This window comes from Candidatus Trichorickettsia mobilis (assembly GCF_034366785.1).
In the GTDB taxonomy this organism is placed as follows: domain Bacteria; phylum Pseudomonadota; class Alphaproteobacteria; order Rickettsiales; family Rickettsiaceae; genus Trichorickettsia; species Trichorickettsia mobilis_A.
In genome coordinates this window covers 1,241,873-1,267,770 of record NZ_CP112932.1, presented here as the reverse complement: position 1 = coordinate 1,267,770, position 25,898 = coordinate 1,241,873, and the positions used below count along the sequence as shown (strand labels likewise).

The window sequence follows — 25,898 nt, the reverse complement described above, 5'->3', positions numbered from 1 at the left end:
AATGACTGAATATAAAAAAATTATTGCACAAAACAAACAAGCTTTATTTAATTATTTTATCGAAGAACGTTTTGAAGCCGGTATTATTTTAAAAGGCAGTGAAGTGCAATCCTTACGCCAAGGCAAAGGTAATATCACTGATAGCCACGCTACTAATGCCGGCAATGAAATATTTTTATATAATTGCCATATTGCGGAATATGATAAAGCTCATCAATTTAATCATGATTCACGCCGGCCACGCAAACTATTATTACATACGAAAGAAATTAAAAAAATTATCGGTAAAGTCAGAGTAAAAGGCTACACCCTGATTGCATTAAGCTTATATTTTAATAGTAAGAATATTGCTAAAATTGAGCTAGGACTAGCTAAAGGCAAAAAGCTGCATGATAAAAGAGAATCCATTAAAGCGAAGGATTGGCAAAGAGAACAAGGCAAATTAATGCGCCGCAAACTGTAAGTTGTAGATAGCACTTCAAAAAACTAATACTCTACTAAGTAATAATTATAATAAATTTACAACATGATATACAATTATAAATTGCATATCAGATTATTATTTTGTTAATATTTAAATTATGGCTAAGATTTCTTATCTGAGTAATTTAAAATAGCAAAGTCATGAAAAAATATAAAAAATAATGATCTCAACTATGTTAGGAACTATGACATTATCTGTGACAATAGCGAAAGCAGATGATTCGCAACCAGATCCGGTAGTGCAGCTATTTACCGTGGCTGCTGACATAACAAAACTTATTTCTAATATCGTAAAACTCAAAAATGATCCACCTCTTCAAAAAGCTGTAGATGTTATAGCTATAATATCTAATTTGATGGATCTATCTAAAGATAGTAAGGGAATTGGCAATGCTTTTCAATATTATCCGGCAGAAGCTCAGACTTTCTTCAAAACATTGTATGTTAAAATTAAAGATCCAACACAGCTGCCTGGAATTATAGCTGGACTAAAAGCCAATTCTACTGATCCAGACGCATTTGGTAGGTATTTTCTATCATTGGGCGGTGTGCCTCCAGAAAAAGCAGCTGCAGAAATGGCGGCTATAGAAGCTTTTGTTAATACTAATGTAAAACTTAAGAATACGATGGACGGGTTATTTGCTAAGCTTGCTGATGATTTACAAATAACACCTGCTCAGGCGGAAAAAGCATTAATCTCTAGCGTTGCTAAGCAAAATCCTGCAGCTGCAGAAATACTTAAAATATCCATTCAATATATCAATGATACATATAATAAATCAGAAAATCCTTTTACTATGGGCGCAGTCAAGAATTTCATATTTGATCCAAATGGTCCTATAGCTCAATCTTTATCAGGTAGTAACAAAGCAACTAACTTAGCTTCTTTACCATATGTACAAAAACCTGATACTACTAGTGTATATGCTGAAGCACTACGTAATGCTGCTACAGACGTTTTACGTTTAGTAGATAATAGAATTGGTGTGCTTGCTATGAATGGTGGAAATCTAACAGAAGGAGATGGAGTTGCTGCTGGTGATGGCATGTTTGACCATTACGGAGTATGGGTTAAAGGTATGCTCACTCAAGCGCGGCAAAAAGAATATGGCCTTACTCAAGGATATAAATTAAATCAGTCAGGCGTTACTGTAGGTGCTGATATTGGCAACACTCATAAACTTGGTGCAGCTTTCTCGTATACTCAAACTACAGTTAATGGTAAAGACGGTCATATAAGTAAAGATAGAGTAAGGAACTATATTGGTACTGTCTATGGGTTATATAATTTCGAAAATAATATTTTTATTAGTGGTCAAGGTCAGTACGGAACTAGTAAGATGAAAAAATCAAGAGATACTAATGATTTAAATCATAATAAGGCTTACGGCAAAACCAAAGGCACGATCTTTGGTGGCAAAATGGAAGCAGGTTATGATTATAAAACCAGCTATAATGAAAATTGGCACTTAATTCCAAGTACTGGTATCTCTCATAATAAATTAAATGTAAAGGGTTATCGCGAACAAGATAGTGCTGACACCTTGACAAGACAAATAGACAAAAGAAATTCATATACAACATCAGCTCTATTTGGAATAAAAACTAGTTATATTGTTAATATGCAAACTTATAATATAGTGCCAGAAGCGCATATTAATATAAGTCAAATTCTCAAACAAAAAAATGGAGCTAGTGTTGTGTCAATCATTGATGCAATAGCCCCAACAACAACTCCATCAGCAAAAGCAGCAAAAACAACTTATGTATTTGGTGGCTCAGTCCAGATTTTGCAGTTGAAGGCTTTTGATATAACTTTAGGTTATGATCATACTAGAAGCAAAAAATTCTACTCAAATACTGGCTATTTGAATCTACGAGTAAATTTTTAATTTCTAATAATAAACCTCTCTCACAAACTTAAGCGTGAGAGAGGTTTATTATTTAATCGCCTACATTATCAAACTCTTAATCTTATTGAGGCTGTCATATGTTGCGTTACTTGATGTTATTCCCTTTATTTCTGTCTTTTGTTAATAGTTATGCAATAGAAGAAGCAAAACCAGTTTTTGATGATAGAAAATGGATGCTAGCATGGTCTAAGTTTCAAAATTCTTCTGGAACAGGAAAACCTGTTTTTGATGAATATGTGATATCAGGTGAAACTGTTGACAACTGGTCAGAATTAGTAACTGTACAATTTTTCCCAGGGTTAAATAAAGATATTAATCTTGATGTCTTTGAAGCACAAAACAAAGCCTCATTGACAGCAGTATGCCCTAATGTTGATTGGCAATCCTTGTATCAAAAACCAAATGAGAGAATGTGGCTATTTACTAGTAAAGATTGCTCAGGTCAACCTGATCAATCAGAGCTAGCTAAAGTAGTAAAAACAGATGAAGGTATTCACTTTTTTCATTATGCAATTAAGAAAGCTCCAATGCCTGAATTAACAAAAGAGACATGGAAGCAAAATCTTATTTCCATACAAATAAAAAAAGCTGGTTAGGTTTTACACAACTTTAAGAATCGTCATTGCGAAAAGTTAACCTTTAGGTTACAACGAAGCAACTCAGAAAGATTAACACAGTAAAAGCGTATCTATTCACGTCCCTGGCAAACCTTTACCGTATCAGGTATAGCTAGAGTCAGTGAGCTAGTTACTTTAAATTTTAGTGTGAACCTGCGCAAGCAGTATTACTTTGTTTCGCACAGGTGAATCACGCGAAATTTTGTCGTCCCAAGCTCACTGACGACGCTATATACAGATGGTGAGTTTGACAACAAACTGCTTCCACGATGTCATTCCCAGCAACGGCGGGGATCCAGCCGTACATCTAAGCATTTGAGGTTTTTATTCCTAGATTCTCGCTGTTGCTGGGAATGACATCGAGTGCGTTAATAGACTAGTATATATATCATATATCTGTGGTTTGCGCCAGACCCCTGAATAGATACGTAAAAGCTGTGTTACTGTTATGATTTTTTTCTGGATTGCTTCGTAATGTGCTTATGCACATCCCTTGCAATGACAGGCTTTTGGAGTATTTTTTAATCCGTGAACGTTACATTTAATTTAGTTCTAACACGGCTTCGTTCAATAATTTAATTTTATCTCTAATCGCTGCAGCAGTTTCAAATTCTAAGTTACTAGCTGCAGCTCGCATCTCTTTCTTTAATTTTTCTATATATACTTTTAATTTACCTTGATCTCGTAATAATTCACGATCCTGTTCAATATTAACAATTTTACTCACTTTATCAAATTCAGTTAACGCATAAATTTTACGATTAATAGTTTTAGGAATAATTCCAAATTTTTGATTATACTCTGTTTGCAGCTGTCTACGTTTCATAGTTATAGCTACCGCTTTGTCAATTGATTTAGTAATACGATCAGCGTATAATACTACCCTTCCCTCACTATTACGAGCTGCTCTACCTATAGTCTGAATTAAAGATACTTCTGAACGTAAGAATCCTTCTTTATCAGCATCGAGGATTGCCACTAAACCGCACTCTGGTATATCCAAGCCCTCTCTAAGCAAATTAATGCCGACAATAACGTCAATATTGCCATGTCTTAAATCTTTTATTATTTCTATACGTTCCATAGTCTGAATTTCTGAATGTAAATATTCAACCTTATGCCCTAATTCCTGCAAATAACTGGTTAAGTCTTCTGCCATTTTTTTAGTTAGCGTCGTCACTAATACTCGTAAAGATCTATTGACGGTAACTCTGATTTCCTCTAGTAAATCTTCAACCTGATTAGTTGCCGGTCTGATAATGCATTCCGGATCTAAAAGACCGGTAGGTCTAATAATTTGCTCTACGATTACACCATGAGTTTCCTGTAATTCAAATTCACTTGGAGTGGCTGATACAAAAATAGTTTGCGGACGTAAATTTTGCCATTCATCAAACTTTAGCGGCCGGTTATCCAATGCTGACGGTAGACGAAACCCATGTTCGATCAACGCTTCTTTTCTAGCTCGATCACCATTATACATTCCTCGAACTTGTGGTACTGTCACATGACTCTCATCAACAAACAATAAAGCATCTTTAGGTAAATATTCAAATAAAGTAGGCGGCGGTTGACCTGGCAATCTTCCAGTCATGAATCTTGAATAATTCTCTATTCCTTTACAGCTACCGGTTTCCATTAGCATTTCAAGATCATAGTTGGTACGAGATTTCACTCGCTGTTCTTCTAATAATTTGCCTTGTTTATGTAAAAATTGTAAATGCTGCTGCAATTCAATCTCAATTTCACCAATTGCTTTTTTGATTACTGCCTGTGAAGTTATAAAGTGAGAGTTTGCGTAAACCACCACTTGAGCAAGTTTAGCAATAGTATTACCAGTCAAAGGATCAAATTCATGGATATATTCAAGTTCATTACCAAAAAATGATAATCTCCAAGCCTTATCAGCATAATGAGCTGGAAAAATATCTACATTATCACCTTTAACTCTAAATGTTCCTCGCTCAAAACCGATATCATTCCGTTCATATTGCAAATTTATCAACTCAAGTAGTAATTGGCTTCTAGAATAGCTATCACCAACTTTTAAGATTATGACCATCTGGTTATAAAGTTCAGGAGAGCCTAAACCATATATGCATGATACTGATGATACTACTATCACATCTCTTCTTTCTAATAGAGAACGAGTAGCAGAATGTCGTAGTAAGTCTATAGTATCGTTAATCGATGCATCTTTTTCGATATAAGTATCAGTACGCGCAACATAAGCTTCTGGTTGATAATAGTCATAATAAGAAACAAAATATTCGACAGCATTATCCGGAAACAACTCCTTCATTTCTGAATAAATTTGAGCAGCCAAAGTTTTATTATGTGCCATAATTAAAGCTGGACAATTCATCCTGGCAATGATATTAGCCATGGTAAAAGTTTTACCTGAACCGGTAATACCAAGTAACATTTGTGATTTCTGTCCAGATACCAAACCTTCAACAATTTGCTGAATCGCTGCTGGTTGATCACCAGCAGGTTGATAATCTGATTTAATTAAAAACTGAGCCATTAAACTATTACTTGCCAAGAACTTAATAATTACGCTAATATCCGAGCCAATTACCTAGAGATATTCTATCCTAATAAAATCAATTATAAAATGAATAAAATAATATTATGTCAAAAGTTGTTATTTACACTAGTTCGTCATGCCCATATTGTCTTAGAGCCAAAGCTTTACTTCAAAGAAAGAATGCTCAATTTGAAGAAATTAATATTGAAAACGATCAGCAGTTAAGAGAAAAAATGATTCAACAAGCAGGTGGTCGTAAAACTGTACCTCAAATATTTATTAATGATATACATGTTGGTGGTAGTGACGATTTATATGCTCTTGAACAGGAAGGTCAATTACAAAAGCTGTTAGACAATAATTTTGAAATTTTAGAAAAAATCTTGTCTTAGTCTCACAACGACGATACACTACTTGCACGACCGTCGTTGTAATTTTTGTGTAACAATACTTAACTTACGCACATAACATAGCTATTACCAAGTAAGCCAAAGTCTTCATAATGGGTTGAACCAAATGCATTAAAATGATTATTCAGATAAAATTCATAATCTACAATATTATCTGTATCCGCAAACACCATCGATGAATTTAAATCAATATTGTCTAAAGTGTAGTCGTAACAAACGTTTTTTATCACATTGCTAGCCTGCTTACAATTCAACGTTGCCATAAATTCATCTCTAACGTTACTATCTGCTGTGAGCTCAATAAATTCTTTAATCACTATCTGTGGGTCTTGATTAAGCCATTTTTCTTCCTCAACAAAATTCAGTAAATAATTTTGTGGGTTTTCTTTGGTTGTAACTTTTTCATAGACAGTTAAAAAGAACTCTCTTAGAGCAAGTGAATCATTCATAGATTGATCAATCATATTATGATTGAGTAAATATCTCATAGTTTGAGTTTCACCTTTCAGAGTTAAATATTTAGCTTGCGCCGCAGCTTCATCAAAAGAAAGCGTGCCAATGTTGCCTGTACCCAAAGGTACTACATTAAGTGCTATTTCGCGTAATTCTTCCCAGTGTTTATTTTGTTCAGCGGTATATAACATCTGATCTTTACCCTTGCCTATGCCAAGCCCATAATATAGCGCATTATCAATTATATTTTTTGCCATACCAGTCTTAGAAATATTTGGTGTGGCGCTATATATCGCTTTATTTGCACTAGAGTTTAAATCATCACCGCCAAAAACAAAAGCCAGAGTTTGACATTGAGCTTGAGTTTCATTGTTGGATCCTGCAAAATACTTTATTGGCACATTATCTCTACAACCACCATCATAATACCAAACTCCATTAATTTGTACTCCTTGAAATACTCCTGGTATCGCAGCTGAAGCCTTACATGCTAAAGCTATTTCAACATTTGGAGTATTCTCGCCACTAAAAATTGTTAGATCACCATTTTGGTAGTTCGTTGCTGTTACCATTAGATTTTTAAATTTTTCCGGAGCAATAGTTCTTAATAAAGCTAAATCTCCAAAAGTTATGTCTCCTTCTGTGGTACATTTTTGTAAAAGCGCTTGTAAATTCTCTTCTAGTAGTTCAATATTGCTTTGCTGATTGATAAATTTTACTCGTTGTTGCAATAAAGCTGTTATTTCTGTGTCAATATTATAAAGCTCAGATGCATCAATTACTAAAAACTCATCTTCTTCTATTGCTGCTGTATATTTTTCTCTATCATCTATTTTTTTACGCAATACTTCTTCAAGACTTGCTTTCGCTTTTATTAAGTCTGGTAACAATTGACCTTTAATATCATCTATAACAAAATCATTTTGTAAAAATTCTGTTAGAAAATCTTGAATATTTGTTGCAATAGTAGTACGTAGCAATTCATATAAAGGGATAGCATCATTGACTATAGGAAGCCCAACCAATCCCTTGCCTAATAAATCTTTAAAATTTGTTTTATTCGAAAGATCTTCAAATTTCTCTGCAGAAATTCCAGTTGCTACAAAGGCAGCAGTAATAGCGCCAGCTGAAGTACCTGCTATATCTTCTACCTCGTCTATAACACCAAATTTCTTTAAAATTTTATATACACCTCCATAAACAGCACCTTTAGCGCCACCGCCACTAAAAGTAATATGTTTTATCGGTTCTGTAGTTTGTTTTGTAGATTCATTTGACCCTAGTAAATAATTTGTTATTGATTCAAACATAGTTTTTAACCTTATAATTTATTGTTGATTTGGTTTAATATTAATAAAATCTAGTGATTTGATATTATAATATATATTATTAACTATTCTGTCAATAAAAATAATTAATAATAACCAATGTATTTTTAAAAAAACTAAACTGATGTTATGATTTTCGTATTTTAGAGGTAGCTGCGAGAGGTTTTAGTAAAAAATAATTTTGGCTTCTGAAAATGGTCAAATTCATGAATCATTTAATAGACCTCTCTCACAAACTCTACGTGAGCGTTCACGGTTTTTAAATTTGAACATCAATATATGACTTAAAAAGCTGGTGACCAACTCTACTTCTATAGATGATTTGTATACAGGTTCGATACTCAAATCCAAAGCAAACCAAAAGTACGCTGCAGATCAAAGCTGTTTCTCTTTTAATAAATCCTCTCTCAGAAATGAGTTTCCAAAGAGCTCTAATAATAAAATTCAAGAGAACTTAAATCATGAATAGATGATAGTTAATAAGATCTATCATATTTTGCATAATGTAATTGAGTTATTAAATTATTACTTGCTAAAAACTTGATGATTGAGTTAATATCTGCCCTGCAATTAACAAACTATCACATATTGTGGATAGTTATTTTAAAACATTAATAAAACAATACATCTAGTGTTATTTCGTTCTGGTATAATCGTAGCATTCTTTACATTACTTTCTCGTATTTTTGGACTGGCAAGAGAGTTATTTATTGCTTCAATGTTTGGCACCAGTTATTTAGCTGACAGTATTAATGTAGCTTTTAAATTACCAAATTTGTTTCGACGTATTTTTGGTGAAGGAGCATTATCTGCCGTCTTTATTCCAATTTTTAATGAAAAATTATTACATTCATCTGCGGCAGCTCGTAAAATTTCTGGAGAAATTTTTACTTTATTATTATTAACTCTGATCACGTTAGTAGTTTTAATGGAAATTTTTATGCCATCAATAGTATTGATACTAGCCCCAGGATTTCATAAAAATTTAGAAAAATTTGAGTTAACTATATTAGTATGCCGAATCACTATACCTTATGTAATATTTATTTCTGCAACAGCCTTATTGGGTGGTATCTTGAATTCCGTAAAACAATTTGCCGCTTTTGCGTTTGCGCCAATTATTTTAAGTGTTACCGTCATAATAGGCACTCTAATTTTACAACAATATATCTCATCACCTATTGCAATTAGTATTGCCGTAGTGATTGCAGGAATATTACAAATCTTATTTATGCTTTATTTTGTCTTTAAAGCTAACTTGTCGTTTCCTCTGACTATTAATATTCATGATAGTGATGTAAAGAAATTTTTATTGAATATGATTCCGGCAACCTTAAGCTCAGGTGTATATCAATTAAATTTATTTATCTCACAATCAATTGCCAGCTTTATTCCCGGAGCTGTTTCTATTCTTTCATATGCAGATCGCATTTATCAATTTCCACTATCAATTATCGGAATAACTTTTGGCACAATACTACTTCCTGAGTTATCTAAAATATATAAAATCAATGACTTAAAAAAAGCTTACCAGCTTCAAAACAAAGCTATCAAAGCAGGCTTATTTTTATCGATACCAGCAAGCCTTGGGATAATTTTACTATCTGAACCTATTATTCATATAATTTTTGAGCGTGGCGCTTTTCTTGCTGATGATACTATAAAAACCGCACAAGCAATTTCAGCTTTTGCAATAGGATTACCTGCTTTTGTCCTTTCTAAGATTTTTATGCCTATTTTTTATGCAAATAATGATACTAAAACTCCATTAAAAATAACCATATATTCATTAACTATAAATACTATCTTAAACTTACTATTAATGTTGTTCTTTGATCATATAGGAATAGCACTTGGCTCATCCATCGCTGCCTGGTATAATGTTTGGTTATTACATAAATACGGCAAAGTTTATCATGTAGTCCCTTTTACTTCCAAAAAAATTATGATTTTTACTCTAAAATTACTTTTCAGTGCTTTATCTATGAGCCTGATAATTTTAATAATCAACCATTATTATGGCTCATATTTTTATCATGAATCACTATTAATTAAATCATTAACCCTGTCAGCGACCATTATTACTGGAGCTTTAGTGTTTTTTATCAGCAGCCTAATTTTAGGAATCTATCAAGAATTATTATCAAAAAATGAAAGCACAATCTAATCATCAAGATCTACTTAAGTTGATAGCGGTGCTCGCGATGACTATTGATCATATAGGTCTATATTTCTACCCAGAACAACAAATATTACGCGCTATTGGTAGATTAGCGATGCCTATTTTCTGTTTTTTTGCTGGTTATAATTTTCACAAACGTCCGAAACACTTAATCTTAATATTAGGGATATTATTATATGCTATAACACGAATTATTTTTGGGAAATTTCAAGGAGCTAATATCTTAATCAGTATTTATCTAGGACAATGGTATATATTTTTATTCGATCATCAATTAAAAAAATTTACCAGTAGCTACCTGCATGTAATAATTAGCGGGATTCTGTTTCCTTATACCGACTTTTTATTTGAATATGGTACTCTGGTTATAACAATAATGATTCTAGGACATATCGCAAAATATGAAGACAGAAATCGCAATTTAACAGTAGCAATTACAGTGATCCTCTCATTATTTCATAGTTTTGCTATATTTACACCAACAAATACCGACCTTATTATAACTATACTAATAGCAATTAGTGGATATTTTCTGATAACCGCACGTAATTTTAATCAACCAATTAATCTAAAAATAAATGTGATTACCAGAAATATATTATTTGTTTATTTTATCCAGGTAGTAATAATCCAGTGTATATGGACTTTACACAAAAATACTTGACTATAGTAGGTCTTTCATATATGCTCGTTGCCAAATTTTGATAGCTACCAATTGAATTATTAAAATAGTAGTAAATTGGCTTTGCTATAATAATCTAATACTATAAAATAAGGTTCAGTCGTGGCAAAGAAAAATAAAAATATTTTAGTAAAACTTGTAAGCACCGCAGGTACTGGCTATTTTTTAGTTAAAAAACGCAATCCAAAAACTCAAACTGAAAAATTATCATTTAAAAAATACGATCCAAAAGTTAGAAAGCATGTCCAATTTAAAGAAGAAAAAATCAAATAAGGTTAACTAAGTTATGGCAACAAAAATTCGTCTGGCTCGAGGTGGGGCAAAAAAGCGTCCTTTTTATCGGATAGTAGTAGCAAATGCTACTGCTCCTAGAGATGGAGATTTTCTAGAAAAAGTTGGAACATACAACCCGCTTTTAGCTAATGATAACAAAGATCGTATTGTGCTAAAAGTAGATCGTATTGAATACTGGTTAAGCTGTGGCGCTAAACCAACAGAAATTGTTGCAAAATTTATTGCAGCCGCTGGTGTAAATTTGCCAGAATGGGCAAAAAAAGAGATGGCTATAAGAGCACAAGGCCAACAAGCCAGAAAACCTAAAAAATCGGAAAGCTAAATATAAGCGCATGTATTTGATAAACAGTACCAATTTGTAGTTATACTAACAATAAATACTTATCGTGTTAACTGTGTTACCTTATATAGGTTCAGTAACTCGGTTTCAGATATGTTCTCGAAATATAACGTCATCCAGGACTTGTTTTATAGCTCTCCAAAGTTAAATTAAAACACCGATGTCATCCCTGCGTAGGCAGGGATCCAGCTTTTTTATTTTAGCAGGAGAGAAAAATGTAGTAGATTTTTGGATTCCTGCTTGCGCAGGAATGACATTCGGACAATTATAGACTTGTTTCGAGATCTCATGAAGTCTTGACGAGATCATGAAACAAGTTTAGGATGACATTGTATGTTCGAAAACATCTGTATTTGGAGCATTTTCTGTGTTCGAATATATTTTGCGTTCGTGATGATGATAAGTTAAAAAGTAAGCGCTCACGAGTTTTTTAGTTTGAACGTTAGTATACCACATTAAGGCGTCATCACGAGGAGCCGTTAGGCTCTGTGGTGATCCAGAAATTAGCTCGAGTAAGTGAGAGCCTTATAAAAGACTGAATTGCTTCGATTTTTAACAAAATCTTGCAATGACGATGTTTTTTTCTAAAAACTGTGAACGCCTCGTTAAAAAGATGAATAATAGGTCAGAAATAGAAAAAATGCATGATAATAAGTTTATATATTTATTAAACATCTCTCAAACTATATATTATATATTTTCTTGCCGGATTAGCTCAGTGGTAGAGCAACCGCCTTGTAAGCGGTAGGTCGTCAGTTCAAATCCGACATCCGGCACCACATTTACTGCATTTATTCTTTGATTATCAAATTATATAAAAATGACCACCAAATTTATTTTCATTACTGGCGGAGTTGCCTCGTCTTTAGGTAAAGGCATTGCTTCTGCTGCTCTTGGCGCTCTATTACAAGCAAGAGGATTCAGTGTTACTTTAAGAAAACTTGATCCCTATTTAAATGTCGATCCTGGGACAATGAGTCCACATCAACATGGAGAAGTATTTGTTACTGAAGATGGTATGGAAACCGATCTGGATCTCGGTCATTATGAGCGTTTTACTGGCATCAATGCTACAGTGGCTGATTATGTAACTACCGGACAAATATATAGTAACGTAATTGCTCAGGAAAGAAAAGGAGTTTATCTTGGAGCAACAGTACAAGTCATTCCTCATATTACCGATGAAATAAAACGTTTTATTTTAAATAAAACCGCTAATACTGATTTTATATTATGTGAAATTGGTGGAACTGTCGGTGATATCGAAAGCTTACCATACCTAGAGGCTATCAGACAATTAAGAAATGAACAAGGCTCTGAACGTACTTTATTTATTCATCTAACTTTATTACCATACATACATACAGCAGAAGAAATTAAAACCAAACCCGCACAACATTCAGTTAAAGAATTATTAAGTGTTGGCATCCAAGCTGATATACTAATTTGTCGCAGTGATCGCCTCATTTCAATAGAAGCGCGTACCAAACTAGCACAATTTTGTAACGTTCAAAGTGCAGATGTACTAGCAGCTCTAGATGCGCAAACTATATATCATGTACCTTTACAATATCATCAAGCAGGATTTGATCAACGTGTATGTAAGTATTTTGGAGTTAATCTTGATCATCATCCAATTAATTTGAATAATTGGCAAAATATCATTGAGAGAATAGAGAATCCAACCTACAGCTTAACATTAGCCATCGCTGGAAAATATATTAAATTAAAGGACGCATATAAATCTCTTATTGAAGCAATAACTCATGCTGGCATAACGGCACAAACCAAGATAGAACTAGTATGGGTTGATACCGAACAATTAGATGATATCCATCACCATCTTAACGATGTTGATGGTATCATTATCCCTGGCGGATTCGGTACTCGTGGCATAGATGGCAAAATTGCTGCGATTAAGTTTGCTCGGCAAAACAAGATTCCTACCTTAGGCATTTGTCTGGGTATGCAACTTACAATTATCGAAGCTTGTAGAAATGTTTTAGGGATAAGCGATGCTTCCAGTACAGAATTTGGTCAAACTACTGAACCAGTAATTGCACTGATGACAGAATGGCTTGACCCGTTACTACTAATACAACAACGTAATAATACTGACAATAAAGGTGGAACTATGCGTCTTGGCTCATACCCATGTCAGATTAAGAATAATACTAATGCTTATTCTGCCTATGAAACTTCATTAATATTTGAGAGACATCGGCATCGATATGAAGTTAATTTAAAATACAAGAACCAGTTAGAAGAAATCGGATTGATATTTTCTGGTATGTCTCCAGATGGCCAATTAACTGAAATTGTAGAATGGCGTGATCATCCATGGTTTGTAGCAGCACAATTTCATCCAGAACTTAAATCTTTGCCATTTAAACCACATCCATTATTCAAAAATTTTATTTTAGCAGCCCTGAGCTATAAATTAGAAACACAAAAGTAACTATTGTATTTAAATTAGAAGTAGTTATTATCACTTTTATATCAAAAAACTGATATTATGATGTAAATTATATAGATTGTTTATGTACCAATATACTCATAAAAATTGCTTAGAGATTAAGGAAGAGACCTTAGCAAGATTCAATAATAATAAATTATCATTGCGTACGATTATAAAAGAAAAACTTTCTTATACTACTAATACTACCCCACTATATAAAGTGTTACATCAACCGATAGTTGACGAATGGATTACCCCTTATATTACTATTGCCAAACAAATCAGAGAAAATTTTGATGATATTCTAATTATAGCTATGGGTGGAGCAACATTAAATCCACAAGCTATTCTAGGATTGCTTAAAAATAAAATAGCTCGACCACAGTTTCATTTTATCAACAATACTGATCCTTTTGATTTTAAGACCCTGCTTGATCAATTAAACCTTCGTAAAACTATCTGTATTGTGATCAGTAATTCTGGCGAAACCTTAGAAACTATAGCTCTTACAAAATCATGTCTGAAATATTATCAAAAATCAGCCGTGATGAATTTTCAAAATAATTTTTTGTTCATTACTGGCGCGGGTAATAATAGTTTGCGCCGTCTTGGCGAACAAATAAATTCAACAATTTATGACCATGCTAGTCATATTAGTGGACGCTATGCTGGATTTACTAATATCTCAACTTTACCGGGACTCATAGCTGGCATCAATGTTGAACAGCTTTTTCAAGGAGCCGCTAAAGTAATCGAAGATTTTTGGAATAATAAAGAAGAAAGTATAGTAGCACAAGCTGCAGCCATATTAGCCGCTGTAGAAAAACCAATAATGGTTAATCTAGCATATCTACAGTGTTTTTCTCCATTTTTAGAGTGGTACTCACAAATTATTGCTGAATCATTAGGTAAAAACAAAGGTGGCTTTACTCCAATTAGAGGTCTAGGACCTAACGATCAACATAGTATGTTACAGCTATATCTAGAAGGTAAGAGCGATAAAATATTTACCATGTTTTATTTATCCGATCCAGAAATAGAAATGCAGAACAGTATCTCAGAATTATCACGAATTAACAATATCTGCTTTGAAGCAACTAAACAGGCATTAAGCGACAAACAATTGCCACTAAGAACATTAATATTAAATGATTTATCAGAAAAATCCGTTGGCGCTCTAATGACTCATAGCATGTTGGAAATCATTTTACTTGGACATTTACTAGATATTAATCCTTTTGATCAACCAGGAGTAGAATCAATAAAAATACACGCTAGATCAATGCTTAATGTTTAATATGCCAATACACTCAAGAATCACGTTAGTATAGTTGTTATCGCTTGTGCGAGTATGGAATTTAAGTCAATGACTTGAAATTTTTTAGGCAGATGATCATGAACAATACTATTAGTAATGCTAATCTTCTCTAGTCGAGATTGCATAATATTCGATATCGCCAGTTCAGATAATACTGCATGAGTTATGAAAGCTTCGACGGAAACAGCACCTTTGTCTAATAACAAATCTGTTGCTTGACATATAGTATTTCCAGTATCAACAATATCATCAATAAGCAAACATTTTTTACCAGCAACATTGCCAATTAATTGCTGCATAGAACATTTATTATGAGTATTTCTAATTTTATTAATTATGGCGATATCAACACCCAGATATGAACTCAATTTTTGCGCACGATTTATGCCCCCGATATCCGGAGACACTACAACTAAACCATGATTTTCAGTGATACTTGTGGTAAATAGAGAAATAGGGTCAATATTTTTTACGCCAATCTTAAAAAATCCTTCGACCTGACTGGAGTGTAAGTCAACAGTAATAAGTTGATCGACTCCAGCAGTTTCCAGTAAAGTGGCAATTAATCGTGCAGAAATTGGGCCATAATTATAAGATGGACGATCCTGACGACTATATCCAAAGTAAGGCATTAATGCAATTATTCGTTGTGCTCCTGCACACTTTACCGCATCAACTAGCAACAGCAATTCCATCAAGTAATCATTTGCCGGTTTTGATGTCGATTGAACGATAATAATATCATCTGCGTATAATGGAACAGTAAATTGTATGCGTAATTCTTCATCAGCAAATTTCTGGATATCAGCGGTAATATACTCTATTTCAAGCTGTTTGCTCAATTGTTTAGCTAGTGCTATATGGCTACTACCAGAAGTAATCTTTAACATCAAATCTCCTCACAAACTAGTTTATGTAAGAAGATTTATTACCATCTAAGACCATAGATTTTTCATTTTATTAAAGAAGCTAACATCATCACTTTTACCATCATCTAATTCCTTATCTAGTAATTCAAGTAATTCTCGCTGCTTTTTAGTTAAGGATTTAGGTACCTCAATATAGACATGCGCAATCATATCACCTCTAGTTGTTGCCCTTACTTTAGACATTCCTTTACCACGTAGCTTTAATTGATCACCGTTTTGAGTACCGGCTGGAATTTTCAAGCTTACTTTGCCACCTTCAATAATTGGCACCTCAATCTCTCCACCTAATGCTGCTTTGGTAAAGCTAATTGGTAGTCTACAATGTAAATTTGCTAAATCAGCTTTATAAATATCATGCGCTCTAATCGTAACAAAAATATATAAGTCACCACTATTGCCACCACGAATTCCAGCTTCTCCTTCTCCGACAAGCCGTATTTTAGTTCCATCTTCAATACCAGCTGGAATATTAACTAATAAATTTTTTACTTGAGAATGACGACCATTACCAAAACACTTTTTACATGGTGTTTTAATTATTTGCCCCATACCTTGACATTTACCGCAGGTTTGCTCCAAAGTAAAAAATCCTTGCTGCATTCTGTTTACCCCACGGCCATGACACATATCGCAAGTAGTTACGCTACTATCACCCTCACTACCACTACCATTACAAGAGTTACATTTTACTTCAGTAGTAAAATTAATATTTTTATCTACACCTTTATACGCTTCTTCAAGAGTGATAGTTATGTTATATTTAAGATCCGCTCCTTTAATTTTACTCGAAGATTTTGTTGCCCGTGATTTTCCACCCATAAAATCACTAAAAAAATCACCAAATATATCATTAATATCATGAAATTCTCCACCACCAGCACCTCTATTAAAGCCTCCACCACCTCCTGAATTCTGAAAAGCATTATGCCCAAATTTATCATAAGCAGCTTTCTTTTGCTCATCTTTAAGCACGTCATATGCTTCGTTTATCTTTTTAAATTTTTTTTCTGCTTCGCTATTATCTGAATTACGATCAGGATGATATTGCATTGCCAACTTGTGATAAGCTTTTTTAATTTCCTGTTGGTTAGCTGATTTGCTAACTCCAAGCACAGCGTAATAATCTTCTGGTGACATATATAATAATTTTTATTTATTTTACTGAAGCTTTGAATTTAGTCATGCTGAACTGCATCAAGCCGTCAAACCTTGAGAGCTTTTATGGTCGTAGCAATCTTAGCAAAACGAGTAACCGTATACTGGATTGCCACGTTCGCTGCGCTCTCTCGCAATGACGGTTCGTATCATCTGTTTTTTTCTTAACTTGATGTGTATGGTCGCAATGCGCAAGAATCACCAAGTATATCTATTTCTTGCCTAAATCCTGATAATTAGCATCTACTACCTTATCATCTTCTGCATCCTCAGCTCCAGTTGCAGCCGCGGCCGGATTACTGTGCTGATGATCCTTATACATAACCTCACCTATTTTCATACTAACAGTAGTTAGATGAGCTGTTTTCGCAGTAATTTGCTCTATATCTTCAGAACTTAATACTTCTTTTAATGCATTAATCGCCTGCTGCACTTCCTCTTTATCTCTTGCGGGAATCTTCTCCTCATACTCTTTAAGGCTTTTCTCGGTAGAATAAATTAAGCTATCAGCGTTATTTTTAGCTTCTATTAACTCTTTGCGTTTTTTATCACTACTAGCATTAGCCTCAGCATCTTTAACCATTTTTTCGATTTCTAAATCACTTAAGCCCCCTGATGCTTGAATCGTCACTTTCTGCTCTTTACCACTAGCTTTATCCCTAGCAGAAACATGAACTATACCATTAGCATCTATATCAAAAGTAACTTCGATTTGTGGCATACCGCGTTGAGCTGGCGGAATTCCTTCTAAATTAAACTGCCCCAATAATTTATTTTCAACGGCAATATCTCGCTCACCCTGAAATACTCTAATAGTTACAGCGTGCTGATTATCATCAGCAGTAGAGAATGTCTGACTTTTTTTAGTCGGTATCGTCGTATTACGGTCAATCAATCTGGTAAATACTCCGCCTAAGGTTTCTATACCCAGAGATAAAGGCGTTACGTCCAACAATAATATATCGGTAACATCTTTATTTAACACTCCACCTTGAATAGCAGCACCCAGTGCTACTACTTCATCAGGATTAACTCCACGATGCGGCTCACGGCCAAAGAATTCCTTAACTTTTTCAATAACCTTTGGCATTCTAGTCATGCCGCCAACTAATACTACCTCATCAATATTTGTCGCTTTAAAACCAGCATCCTTTAATGCAAGACGGCAAGGTTCCATAGTTTTTTCAATTAAATCCATTACTAAAGCTTCTAATTTTGCTCTAGTCAATTTAATATTCAAATGTTTAGGACCGTTACTATCTGCGGTAATATAGGGTAAATTAACTTCTGTCTGTTGTGTTGATGACAACTCTTTTTTAGCCTTTTCCGCTGCTTCTCTTAAGCGTTGTAACGCTAGCGGGTCTTTCCTTAAATCAAGACCACTTTCTTTTTTAAATTCTTCCAGTAAATAATCAAGAACTCTAATATCAAAATCCTCTCCTCCTAGAAAGGTATCGCCGTTTGTCGCTTTAACCTCAAATACACCTTCACCAATTTCTAGAACTGATACATCAAAAGTTCCACCACCTAGGTCATAAACTACAATCGTTTTACTTCCGGATTTATCAAAACCATAAGCAAGCGCTGCTGCCGTTGGTTCATTAATAATTCGTAATACCTCAAGACCAGCTATTCTGCCAGCATCTTTTGTCGCTTGACGCTGGGCATCGTTAAAATATGCCGGTACTGTAACAATCGCCTGAGTTACTTTCTCTCCTAAATAGTTTTCAGCAGTTTCTTTCATCTTCTGCAATATATATGCACTAATTTGACTTGGAGAATATTTTTTACCGTCAACCTCAACCCAAGCGTCGCTATTATCAGCTTTTACTATAGTATAAGGTACCAAATCCTGATCTTTTTTTACCATTGGATCATTGAATGTTCTACCCATCAATCGTTTAATGGCATATAATGTGCGCTTTGGATTAGTTACCGCCTGCCTTTTAGCTGGGTCTCCTATTAATATTTCACCGTTAGCGGCAAATGCAACTATTGAAGGAGTAATTCTTGCTCCTTCAGCATTTGGTATCACTCTTGGTTCTTTACCCTCCATAACTGCAACACAAGAATTAGTTGTGCCTAAATCTATTCCGATTACTTTTCCCATGAATCCCTCAAATAATATATTTAAATTAACAAAATTTTTATTTTAATCAGTTATAAGCTAGATATAGTGTTGATAAACAATTTTACAAGAGTTGCTCAATATAAAATTATTAAAATTAACAAAATTTTTAGAATTTTTGTTGAAAACCATTGCACAAGCTCTAATCAAAATAAACTTCTACTCTATTATTGAATGGGTAATATTTTACCTTACAATTTTGTTTATTATGAATACATTCCTCAAAATACTCATGTTCTAAATTCTGAAATAGTTCCTGATTTTCCGGATTATAATTTATCGGAGCAGCAACACATTTTTTAAACTCTTCAGTACTTAAGTACGGAGACATTTCATAATTCAGCCAAAAACAACTAAATAATTCTTTCTTATTGATAAAATCAAATTGTGGTTTTATACCTTGTTTAATTAACACGCTTATGTTCTTAGCATTTAAAATAAATTCTCGTTGTGAATGATTTAAATTAGTTTCTATTCGTGTTGTTTTATTGATTATAATCAACGCAGATGTTGTGAACACTAATAGTAAAACTGCTAATTCTTTGCTCTTTAGATCATACTCTGACAACCATTTTTTAATGTATACAGCAGCTATCGCTACAAAGATTAAGCAATAGCAGCCTAAATATCTTATTAAAGACGCCGCTTTTATTGCTTCAACATAAGAGAAAGTAAAGAAATATAGATATAGTCTCCAAAGGCAAAAAATACTAAAGCACTTTTAAAATAAAACTTATATTCTTGAATATACTCTTGACTTCTTCTTCGCACCGCATACCAACTAATGCCAATTAACGTCAAAATTAGTAAACTTCCTTCTTGAATCAAAAATTTAAATAAAAATTTTAAATAATGCAAGACAAGTAATTGATTCTGTCCACTAAATGATTTAATTAAAACCCATAAATTACTAAAGCTATGTTCTGTTCTGCCAAAAAAATTATGAGTGGTTTTAAAATAATTAGCCCAAATAAAATTACTTATAATGGGAGCCAAAAATATTAAAATATAAAGAATAAAATTATACTTAATTGATTGCTTCGATTCATTAATTTCTTTTACTGCTAATATTGGAATAACTATAAAGAAACTATGCCAAAATTTTCTATTAGCCATTAATGGCGCTAAAAAAATTAAATGCAAAATAAAATGCGCTAATAAGAGTGCAGCTTCAGAATAACCTGAAGCTACTAACATAAAATAATGATATATCGCAGGGTCCTCTTGGGTAATGAGCATGCGACAATAATACCGATGTCGGCATTGTTGTTGGTATTTCTATGGTACTACTTAGTAACAATTCTTTACTAAGTACTCCCCAATGTGAAAAATCATCCCAAGAACTAAAATATGCGTCTTTTGTATAAAAAGCGTAAATTAAAATAACGCTAATCTAAGCAGTAATCTCAAACGAGTATTGCCGTAAATAGCGAGTTAATTCCTTTCTATACAAATAAGTATACATAAATAAGCTAGCTATACCTAAAATATACAAAAAATAAGTGGCCAAAGATAATACCCCACTCATCACACAAACATATAAGAATACGATAATCAAAGACAAAGCAGCAGGAAGAGAATGTGTAAACTTAACCTTAAAATATTGAGTATATAAAGAAGCTATACCTAAATATGACAATATAGAAATCAGCATAAATATTTTTATTTTAACTATATGAAGTTTTATATTATAGTGTTGACACACAACTTTACAAGAGTTACTCAATGCAAATTTTATTCAAATTAACCAAATTTTTATTCTTTATAGTTTTATGGACAAATTATATTGCAAGTGCAAGCTCTGAGATTAGTTCAACTGTTTTAGAACAAGCAAAAAAAGCTATTGTTACTATTAATAGTAGAGTTGCGGTATCAGCTTACCGTAATGTAGGAAGCTGGACCGGTACAGGTTTTATTACTGATAAAAGTGGATTTATTGTCACCAATGCTCACGTAGTAGGAAGAGCATCAATTGGGAGTTATTTTATTACTTTTTACAATGGTCAACAATCAGAAGCAAAGTTAGCTTATTATGATATGTGGCAGGACTATGCTATTTTAATGGTAGATCCACAAGATATACCCACTGAAGCTACACAAATTAGTTTCACTAAAACACCACCAAAGCAAAATGAAAGTGTATTGGTAGTAGGTAATACTGAAGGACAAGATTTTTCATTTCATACCGGATATGTTTCTGGTTTATATGAAATTAATGGAGAAATGCCACAATGTTCTTACGTAATTAACCTTAATTCTGCTGGTGGCGCCAGTGGTTCACCAGTGTTAAATAAGAAAAACGAAGCCATCGGCGTGTTATATGGTGGTGGCAAAACCTATATATTCGCACTAAATGGTGCATATGTCCAACATGCTTTAACTGCTCTTAAAGATAGAGTGATTCCAGTAAGAAAACATTGTGGCATTATCACCGAGCTTCATTCTCTAGATAAAGCTGTAAAACATCGTAATTTCCCTAAAGGCGAAATGGAAGCATTTCTAAAAACATTTCCTGATGCTCGCAACAGAGCAGTATCTATACGTAATCTTATTGCTGGTTCTCCAGCAGAAGGCTTACTACAAGCAGGTGATATTATTTGGGAAATCAACGGCAAACCATTAGGTGGTAGTCTAGCTGTTTTGGACCAGGCAATGGATAACGCAAAAACAGACACAGTCAAATTGGTTATTTATCGTGATGGCCAAAGGATAGAGAAAACTGTACCTTTATACGACGTTAACCACAATAAAATTGAAAAAATGATCAATTTTGCTGGCGCAACTTTTTTTGAAGCCGATGATTTTACTAGCGCTAAAACCGGTATTCCGTTGCATGCTGTTAGTATTATGAATGTACAAACTGGTAGTAGCTTTAGCAGTATTCCAGTAAGCTTTACTCAAGATGATCGAAATTTTTATCGATTAGTAGTAAATATTATTGCAGGGAAAAAAATTGCTAATTTAAATGAACTGATCACTTATGTGCCAGAAATAACAAAGCAAAAATTTATTAATGTACAATTCAAGAATTATCAACCTTATTTCCCATTATTTCAATCTAATGATGCTAGCTTTATTTCTTCACAGGAACAATTAATAGGCGACATCACATTTGATACTATCGATGCCAAACCACGTATCTTAAAATATAATGCTAATGAAAAAGAATGGAATGCAGAGGATATCAAAATGTAAATAAAACTAGTAAACTTACTACCAACTTGTTTAATTGATTACACTTAATCAAAAGCAGGTTTACCTGGTAATTTGGAGTTAATGTAATCAATTAAACAAGTTGGTAGTAAGTTTACTAATTTTAATAAAATATAGATTATTAAAGGGAACGCTATCACTGGCTTATCTTTCTGCACTCCTTGAATAATAATTCTTGCTGCCTTTGCTGCTGAAATTTTAAATGGCATTGGAAAGTCATTAACTGCAGTCATTGGGGTATCAATATATCCCGGTATTACTACACTAACTTTTACCTTGAACTGTTGTAGATATCCTCGTAATGCATCTCCAAAAATTTTTACTGCAGCTTTACTAGCAGAATAAGAAGGCGCACTAGATAAACCGATAAGTCCAGCCATCGAACTGATAATCACTATATTGCCTGATTTATTTTTAATCATAAACGGTAATGCCGGTATAATCGTATGTAAACTACCATGCAAATTAGTGTTTAAGATTTTATTCACTTGATTTGATGTTTCTGGCCCTACTAAAGTTCCAGCTGATACTCCCGCACAAGCAATGATAATATCTACTTTATGTTCTTGGCAAATTTTAGTAATAGAATCATGCATCAATTGTTGATTCTGCACATCCACACTAACTATCCTTACTTCTGCATGACGAGCCTTACAATGCAATTCTATATTCAATAATTTTTCTTCTGATCTACCAAACAAGAAAAGTCTAACATTGATATTAGCGTACTCTATTGCCAGTGCAGCACCTAAACCACTTGAAGCTCCAGTAATTATGATTGTTTTTTTTGCAATAGTCATTTATTATTCGTGTTTATGTTATCCCTAATAGATTTTTTGTCTTACTTTAGTAGAGATTAGGCTTTAGATAATATGTCATTCAATGTGCAGCAAGGTTTAATCTTTATCATTTCCTCACCTTCAGGTGGCGGTAAATCCAGCCTGACTAGAGCTTTGTTAAAACTTAATTCTCAGCTGCAATTATCGATATCTACCACCACACGCCCACCAAGACCAGGTGAGATTAATGGCACTCATTATTATTTTAAAACTAAAGCAGAATTTCAGCAACTAATTGACCAGGATTTGTTACTGGAACATGCTAAAATTTATGACCATTATTATGGTACACTGAAACAACCAATAGCAACAGCACTAACTAATGGTATCGATATATTATTTGATATCGACTGGCAAGGCACTAATGCGATAAAACAGCTTCTACCAAAAAATACCGTGTCAATTTTTATTTTACCGCCATCTATAGATATTTTAAAGCAGCGTCTACAGCAAAGAGCTCAAGATGCTGCAGAGATAATAGAGAGAAGACTACAAGCAGCTATTGAAGAAATTAAATGTGCCAAATATTATGATTATGTGATTACCAATGATCATTTTGAAACTGCGCTACAAGCTCTACATGCAATATTTATCACAGAAAAGATAAAACAAAACAGAGTTATCCAATTAAAATCATTTGATATTATATGAGCACCACTCCAAAAAATAAGATTATTGGCGCTTTACTTGGTACCATCGTTGAATATTATGATTACAGTCTGTATGGTTTTTCTGCTAGTGTTATAGCTGCAAAATTCTTTCCAAACACTGATCTCTTGACTAGTTTAGCTAATACTTTTGCCGTATATGCTGTAGCTTATCTGGCTAAACCGCTGGGGGCATTAGTTTTTGGGCGTATAGGAGATTATCTTGGTCGAAAAATTGCTTTAAATTTTACTATAATTGGAATGGTAGTACCTACCGTTTTAATCGGATTATTGCCTGAATATTCTACGTTTGGCATCTGGAGCACTGTTATTTTAGTTCTCTGCCGATTTATCCAAGGTATTTTTATGGCCGGAGAATACGATGGAGCGGCAATTTACGTAATTGAACATTTAGGAGCTAAATATCACTATACCGCCTCAGCAATTACTAGAACTACCGGCGTTATTGGATTATTACTTGGTATTGGAGCTACCAATTTTTTTAATGCTCATATTTTTCCGGAATGGGGATGGCGTATACCATTTTTACTGAGCTTACCTTTAGCGCTAATTACTTTATATTACCGTAGACAACTTACAGAAACTCCAGATTTTCAGGATGCCAAGAGATTACAAACTCCATTGCGCAGCATAATTAATTTATGTCAATATCAGTGGCAAATCTTATTAATAGTAATTTTAATTGCCGGAGGATTTGGCGTTACTTATCAAGTTTCTATTGTGTTTATGAAGCAATATTTGCCGATTGTATTAGCTCAAACCAGCCTCATTATCAGTACTTTCTCAGTGCTATTAGTAATATGTTTAGGGGTCTCAATGCCCATTGCCGGTTTGTGCGCAGATCGGTTCGGTGCAATGATTGTAATCAAAATTAGTGTATGTGCTACTATTATTGCTTGTATGTTACTCAGTGTTGCAATTACCTATAACATGCTCAATCTCGCTTTAGCAGCTTGTTTATTGCTTGCTACCTTTATTGCTCCTTTTAATGCATTAGCTCATGGCATTATTATTAAAGGCTTTCCAGTCAATGAACGTTACCGCAGCATTAGTTTAGGACATGCTTGTGGTGGAATGTTAATGTCTGGTACTGCTAATTATATTTGCTTGATGTTCATGAAATCATTTGGATGGTATCTATTCCCCGTAATATATGTAGCTGCTTTTGCGATATTATCTTATATAGCAATATCCATTTATCAATCTCAGTTTAAATCCGCAAGCAGAACCTCAAACCTTCATAATAGCTATCAACCAGAGAATACCAGATGAATGCTGCCGAGAAATGCTATATAATTTTATGTACATTCTTTGCAGTGCTGGTAGTAACTGGAAATTTGATCTACCAAAAATTTGTTTATTTACCCCTATCTTTTTATACCTTTGAGCTATCAGTAGGAGCAATCTTTTATCCTTTAACATTTTTAATCACTAACTTGATCACTGAATTCTTTGGTAAACAGAAAGCAAAATTCTGCGTACGATTAGCAATATTAATGAGCTTAAGCATTGCACTGATCATTACCCTTATGAACAATCTTCAAGCAACTAACTGGTCTAAGATTGACGATCAGACCTTTAATGATGTTTTTGGAGTTTATGGTATTTCTCTAGCAGGTTCACTGCTTGCAAATTATACTGCTCAACTTTTTGACATCAGACTTTATTTATGGATAAGAAAAATCACTCATCATAAATTTCTTTGGGTTAGGAATCTTAGCACTGCGGTATCTTTACTGATAGACACGACTATAGTAATTGTCTTTATCACCGCTTTTAGTAATTCCATACCATTTGAGCAAATGATACCACTAATTATTAACAGCTATACATTTAAACTATTTTTTTCAATTTGCACCACTCCCTTATTTTATTTTTTAGTTTATGCAATTAAGTCAATTGTTTAATAAATATGCTTTAACCTATAGTTTATTATTGCAAATCAATTCATATTGCAG

General features: G+C 33.6%; 22 protein-coding genes and 1 tRNA gene. 15 read left to right on the top strand and 8 right to left on the bottom strand.

Annotated features, from left to right (window positions below; all coding sequences use genetic code 11):
• Window position 1: 1 nt before the first annotated feature.
• From smpB to Trichorick_RS05805, 3 genes are all read left to right on the top strand, one after another.
• Window positions 2–463 (top strand): SsrA-binding protein SmpB, encoded by a 462-nt coding sequence (gene smpB / locus Trichorick_RS05815; RefSeq protein ID WP_323738062.1) that lies wholly within the window; start codon window positions 2–4, stop codon window positions 461–463.
• Between the two features lie 205 nt (window positions 464–668).
• Window positions 669–2,375 (top strand): autotransporter outer membrane beta-barrel domain-containing protein, encoded by a 1,707-nt coding sequence (locus Trichorick_RS05810; protein WP_323738061.1) that lies wholly within the window; start codon window positions 669–671, stop codon window positions 2,373–2,375.
• Window positions 2,376–2,473: 98 nt separating this feature from the next.
• Window positions 2,474–2,992, top strand: coding sequence for a hypothetical protein (locus Trichorick_RS05805; RefSeq protein ID WP_323738060.1), 519 nt, complete (start codon window positions 2,474–2,476; stop codon window positions 2,990–2,992).
• Window positions 2,993–3,554: 562 nt separating this feature from the next.
• On the opposite strand, the gene uvrB is transcribed toward Trichorick_RS05805, so the two are convergent.
• On the bottom strand, window positions 3,555–5,540 hold the full coding sequence (gene uvrB / locus Trichorick_RS05800) for an excinuclease ABC subunit UvrB (RefSeq protein WP_323738059.1): 1,986 nt from the start codon (window positions 5,538–5,540) through the stop codon (window positions 3,555–3,557).
• Window positions 5,541–5,647: 107 nt separating this feature from the next.
• On the opposite strand from uvrB, the gene grxC reads away from it, so the two are divergent.
• Window positions 5,648–5,935, top strand: a complete 288-nt coding sequence (grxC, locus tag Trichorick_RS05795) for a glutaredoxin 3 (protein ID WP_323738058.1) — start codon at window positions 5,648–5,650, stop codon at window positions 5,933–5,935.
• A 59-nt stretch (window positions 5,936–5,994) separates the two neighbouring features.
• Here grxC and Trichorick_RS05790 read toward each other — a convergent pair whose 3' ends face one another.
• A complete protein-coding gene (locus tag Trichorick_RS05790) occupies window positions 5,995–7,716 on the bottom strand; it encodes a patatin-like phospholipase family protein (protein WP_323738057.1) in 1,722 nt (573 codons plus the stop codon).
• Window positions 7,717–8,356: 640 nt separating this feature from the next.
• Between Trichorick_RS05790 and murJ the strand changes: the two genes are divergently transcribed.
• The 7 genes from murJ (at window position 8,357) to Trichorick_RS05755 (ending at window position 14,987) form a co-directional block, all read left to right on the top strand.
• Entirely contained in the window at window positions 8,357–9,901 is a 1,545-nt protein-coding gene (gene murJ, locus Trichorick_RS05785; protein ID WP_323738888.1) for a murein biosynthesis integral membrane protein MurJ, read from the top strand.
• Window positions 9,885–10,580, top strand: a complete 696-nt coding sequence (locus tag Trichorick_RS05780) for a TraX family protein (RefSeq protein WP_323738056.1) — start codon at window positions 9,885–9,887, stop codon at window positions 10,578–10,580. The genes murJ and Trichorick_RS05780 overlap by 17 nt, the downstream gene beginning before the upstream one ends.
• Window positions 10,581–10,700: 120 nt before the next feature.
• Window positions 10,701–10,871, top strand: a complete 171-nt coding sequence (gene rpmG / locus Trichorick_RS05775; protein ID WP_316353018.1) for a 50S ribosomal protein L33 — start codon at window positions 10,701–10,703, stop codon at window positions 10,869–10,871.
• Between the two features lie 13 nt (window positions 10,872–10,884).
• On the top strand, window positions 10,885–11,214 hold the full coding sequence (rpsP, locus tag Trichorick_RS05770) for a 30S ribosomal protein S16 (RefSeq protein WP_323738055.1): 330 nt from the start codon (window positions 10,885–10,887) through the stop codon (window positions 11,212–11,214).
• Window positions 11,215–11,936: 722 nt separating this feature from the next.
• Window positions 11,937–12,011, top strand: a tRNA-Thr gene (locus Trichorick_RS05765).
• 41 nt (window positions 12,012–12,052) lie between these two features.
• Entirely contained in the window at window positions 12,053–13,690 is a 1,638-nt protein-coding gene (locus Trichorick_RS05760; protein ID WP_323738054.1) for a CTP synthase, read from the top strand.
• Between the two features lie 82 nt (window positions 13,691–13,772).
• Window positions 13,773–14,987, top strand: a complete 1,215-nt coding sequence (locus Trichorick_RS05755) for a hypothetical protein (protein WP_323738053.1) — start codon at window positions 13,773–13,775, stop codon at window positions 14,985–14,987.
• Between the two features lie 20 nt (window positions 14,988–15,007).
• On the opposite strand, the gene Trichorick_RS05750 is transcribed toward Trichorick_RS05755, so the two are convergent.
• From Trichorick_RS05750 to Trichorick_RS05730, 5 genes are all read right to left on the bottom strand, one after another.
• Entirely contained in the window at window positions 15,008–15,898 is an 891-nt protein-coding gene (locus Trichorick_RS05750; protein WP_323738052.1) for a ribose-phosphate diphosphokinase, read from the bottom strand.
• A 45-nt stretch (window positions 15,899–15,943) separates the two neighbouring features.
• Window positions 15,944–17,074, bottom strand: a complete 1,131-nt coding sequence (gene dnaJ / locus Trichorick_RS05745; protein ID WP_323738051.1) for a molecular chaperone DnaJ — start codon at window positions 17,072–17,074, stop codon at window positions 15,944–15,946.
• Window positions 17,075–17,303: 229 nt separating this feature from the next.
• A complete protein-coding gene (gene dnaK, locus Trichorick_RS05740; protein WP_323738050.1) occupies window positions 17,304–19,202 on the bottom strand; it encodes a molecular chaperone DnaK in 1,899 nt (632 codons plus the stop codon).
• Window positions 19,203–19,362: 160 nt separating this feature from the next.
• A complete protein-coding gene (locus tag Trichorick_RS05735) occupies window positions 19,363–19,740 on the bottom strand; it encodes a hypothetical protein (protein WP_323738049.1) in 378 nt (125 codons plus the stop codon).
• A gap of 128 nt (window positions 19,741–19,868) precedes the next feature.
• A complete protein-coding gene (locus Trichorick_RS05730; protein ID WP_323738048.1) occupies window positions 19,869–20,417 on the bottom strand; it encodes a hypothetical protein in 549 nt (182 codons plus the stop codon).
• Between the two features lie 528 nt (window positions 20,418–20,945).
• On the opposite strand from Trichorick_RS05730, the gene Trichorick_RS05725 reads away from it, so the two are divergent.
• The gene (locus tag Trichorick_RS05725; RefSeq protein ID WP_323738047.1) at window positions 20,946–22,415 is read left to right on the top strand and encodes a S1C family serine protease; all 1,470 of its coding nucleotides are present in this window, start codon (window positions 20,946–20,948) and stop codon (window positions 22,413–22,415) included.
• 44 nt (window positions 22,416–22,459) lie between these two features.
• Here the strand turns inward: Trichorick_RS05725 and Trichorick_RS05720 are convergent, their stop codons facing one another.
• The gene (locus tag Trichorick_RS05720) at window positions 22,460–23,233 is read right to left on the bottom strand and encodes an SDR family NAD(P)-dependent oxidoreductase (protein ID WP_323738046.1); all 774 of its coding nucleotides are present in this window, start codon (window positions 23,231–23,233) and stop codon (window positions 22,460–22,462) included.
• 72 nt (window positions 23,234–23,305) lie between these two features.
• Here Trichorick_RS05720 and gmk point away from each other — a divergent pair, with 72 nt between their 5' ends.
• From gmk to Trichorick_RS05705, 3 genes are read left to right on the top strand one after another with little or no spacing between them, the layout of a single operon-like run.
• The gene (gene gmk / locus Trichorick_RS05715) at window positions 23,306–23,923 is read left to right on the top strand and encodes a guanylate kinase (RefSeq protein WP_323738045.1); all 618 of its coding nucleotides are present in this window, start codon (window positions 23,306–23,308) and stop codon (window positions 23,921–23,923) included.
• On the top strand, window positions 23,920–25,212 hold the full coding sequence (locus Trichorick_RS05710; protein WP_323738044.1) for an MFS transporter: 1,293 nt from the start codon (window positions 23,920–23,922) through the stop codon (window positions 25,210–25,212). The genes gmk and Trichorick_RS05710 overlap by 4 nt, the downstream gene beginning before the upstream one ends.
• Window positions 25,209–25,847 (top strand): queuosine precursor transporter, encoded by a 639-nt coding sequence (locus Trichorick_RS05705; protein WP_323738043.1) that lies wholly within the window; start codon window positions 25,209–25,211, stop codon window positions 25,845–25,847. The genes Trichorick_RS05710 and Trichorick_RS05705 overlap by 4 nt, the downstream gene beginning before the upstream one ends.
• Window positions 25,848–25,898 lie beyond the last annotated feature (51 nt).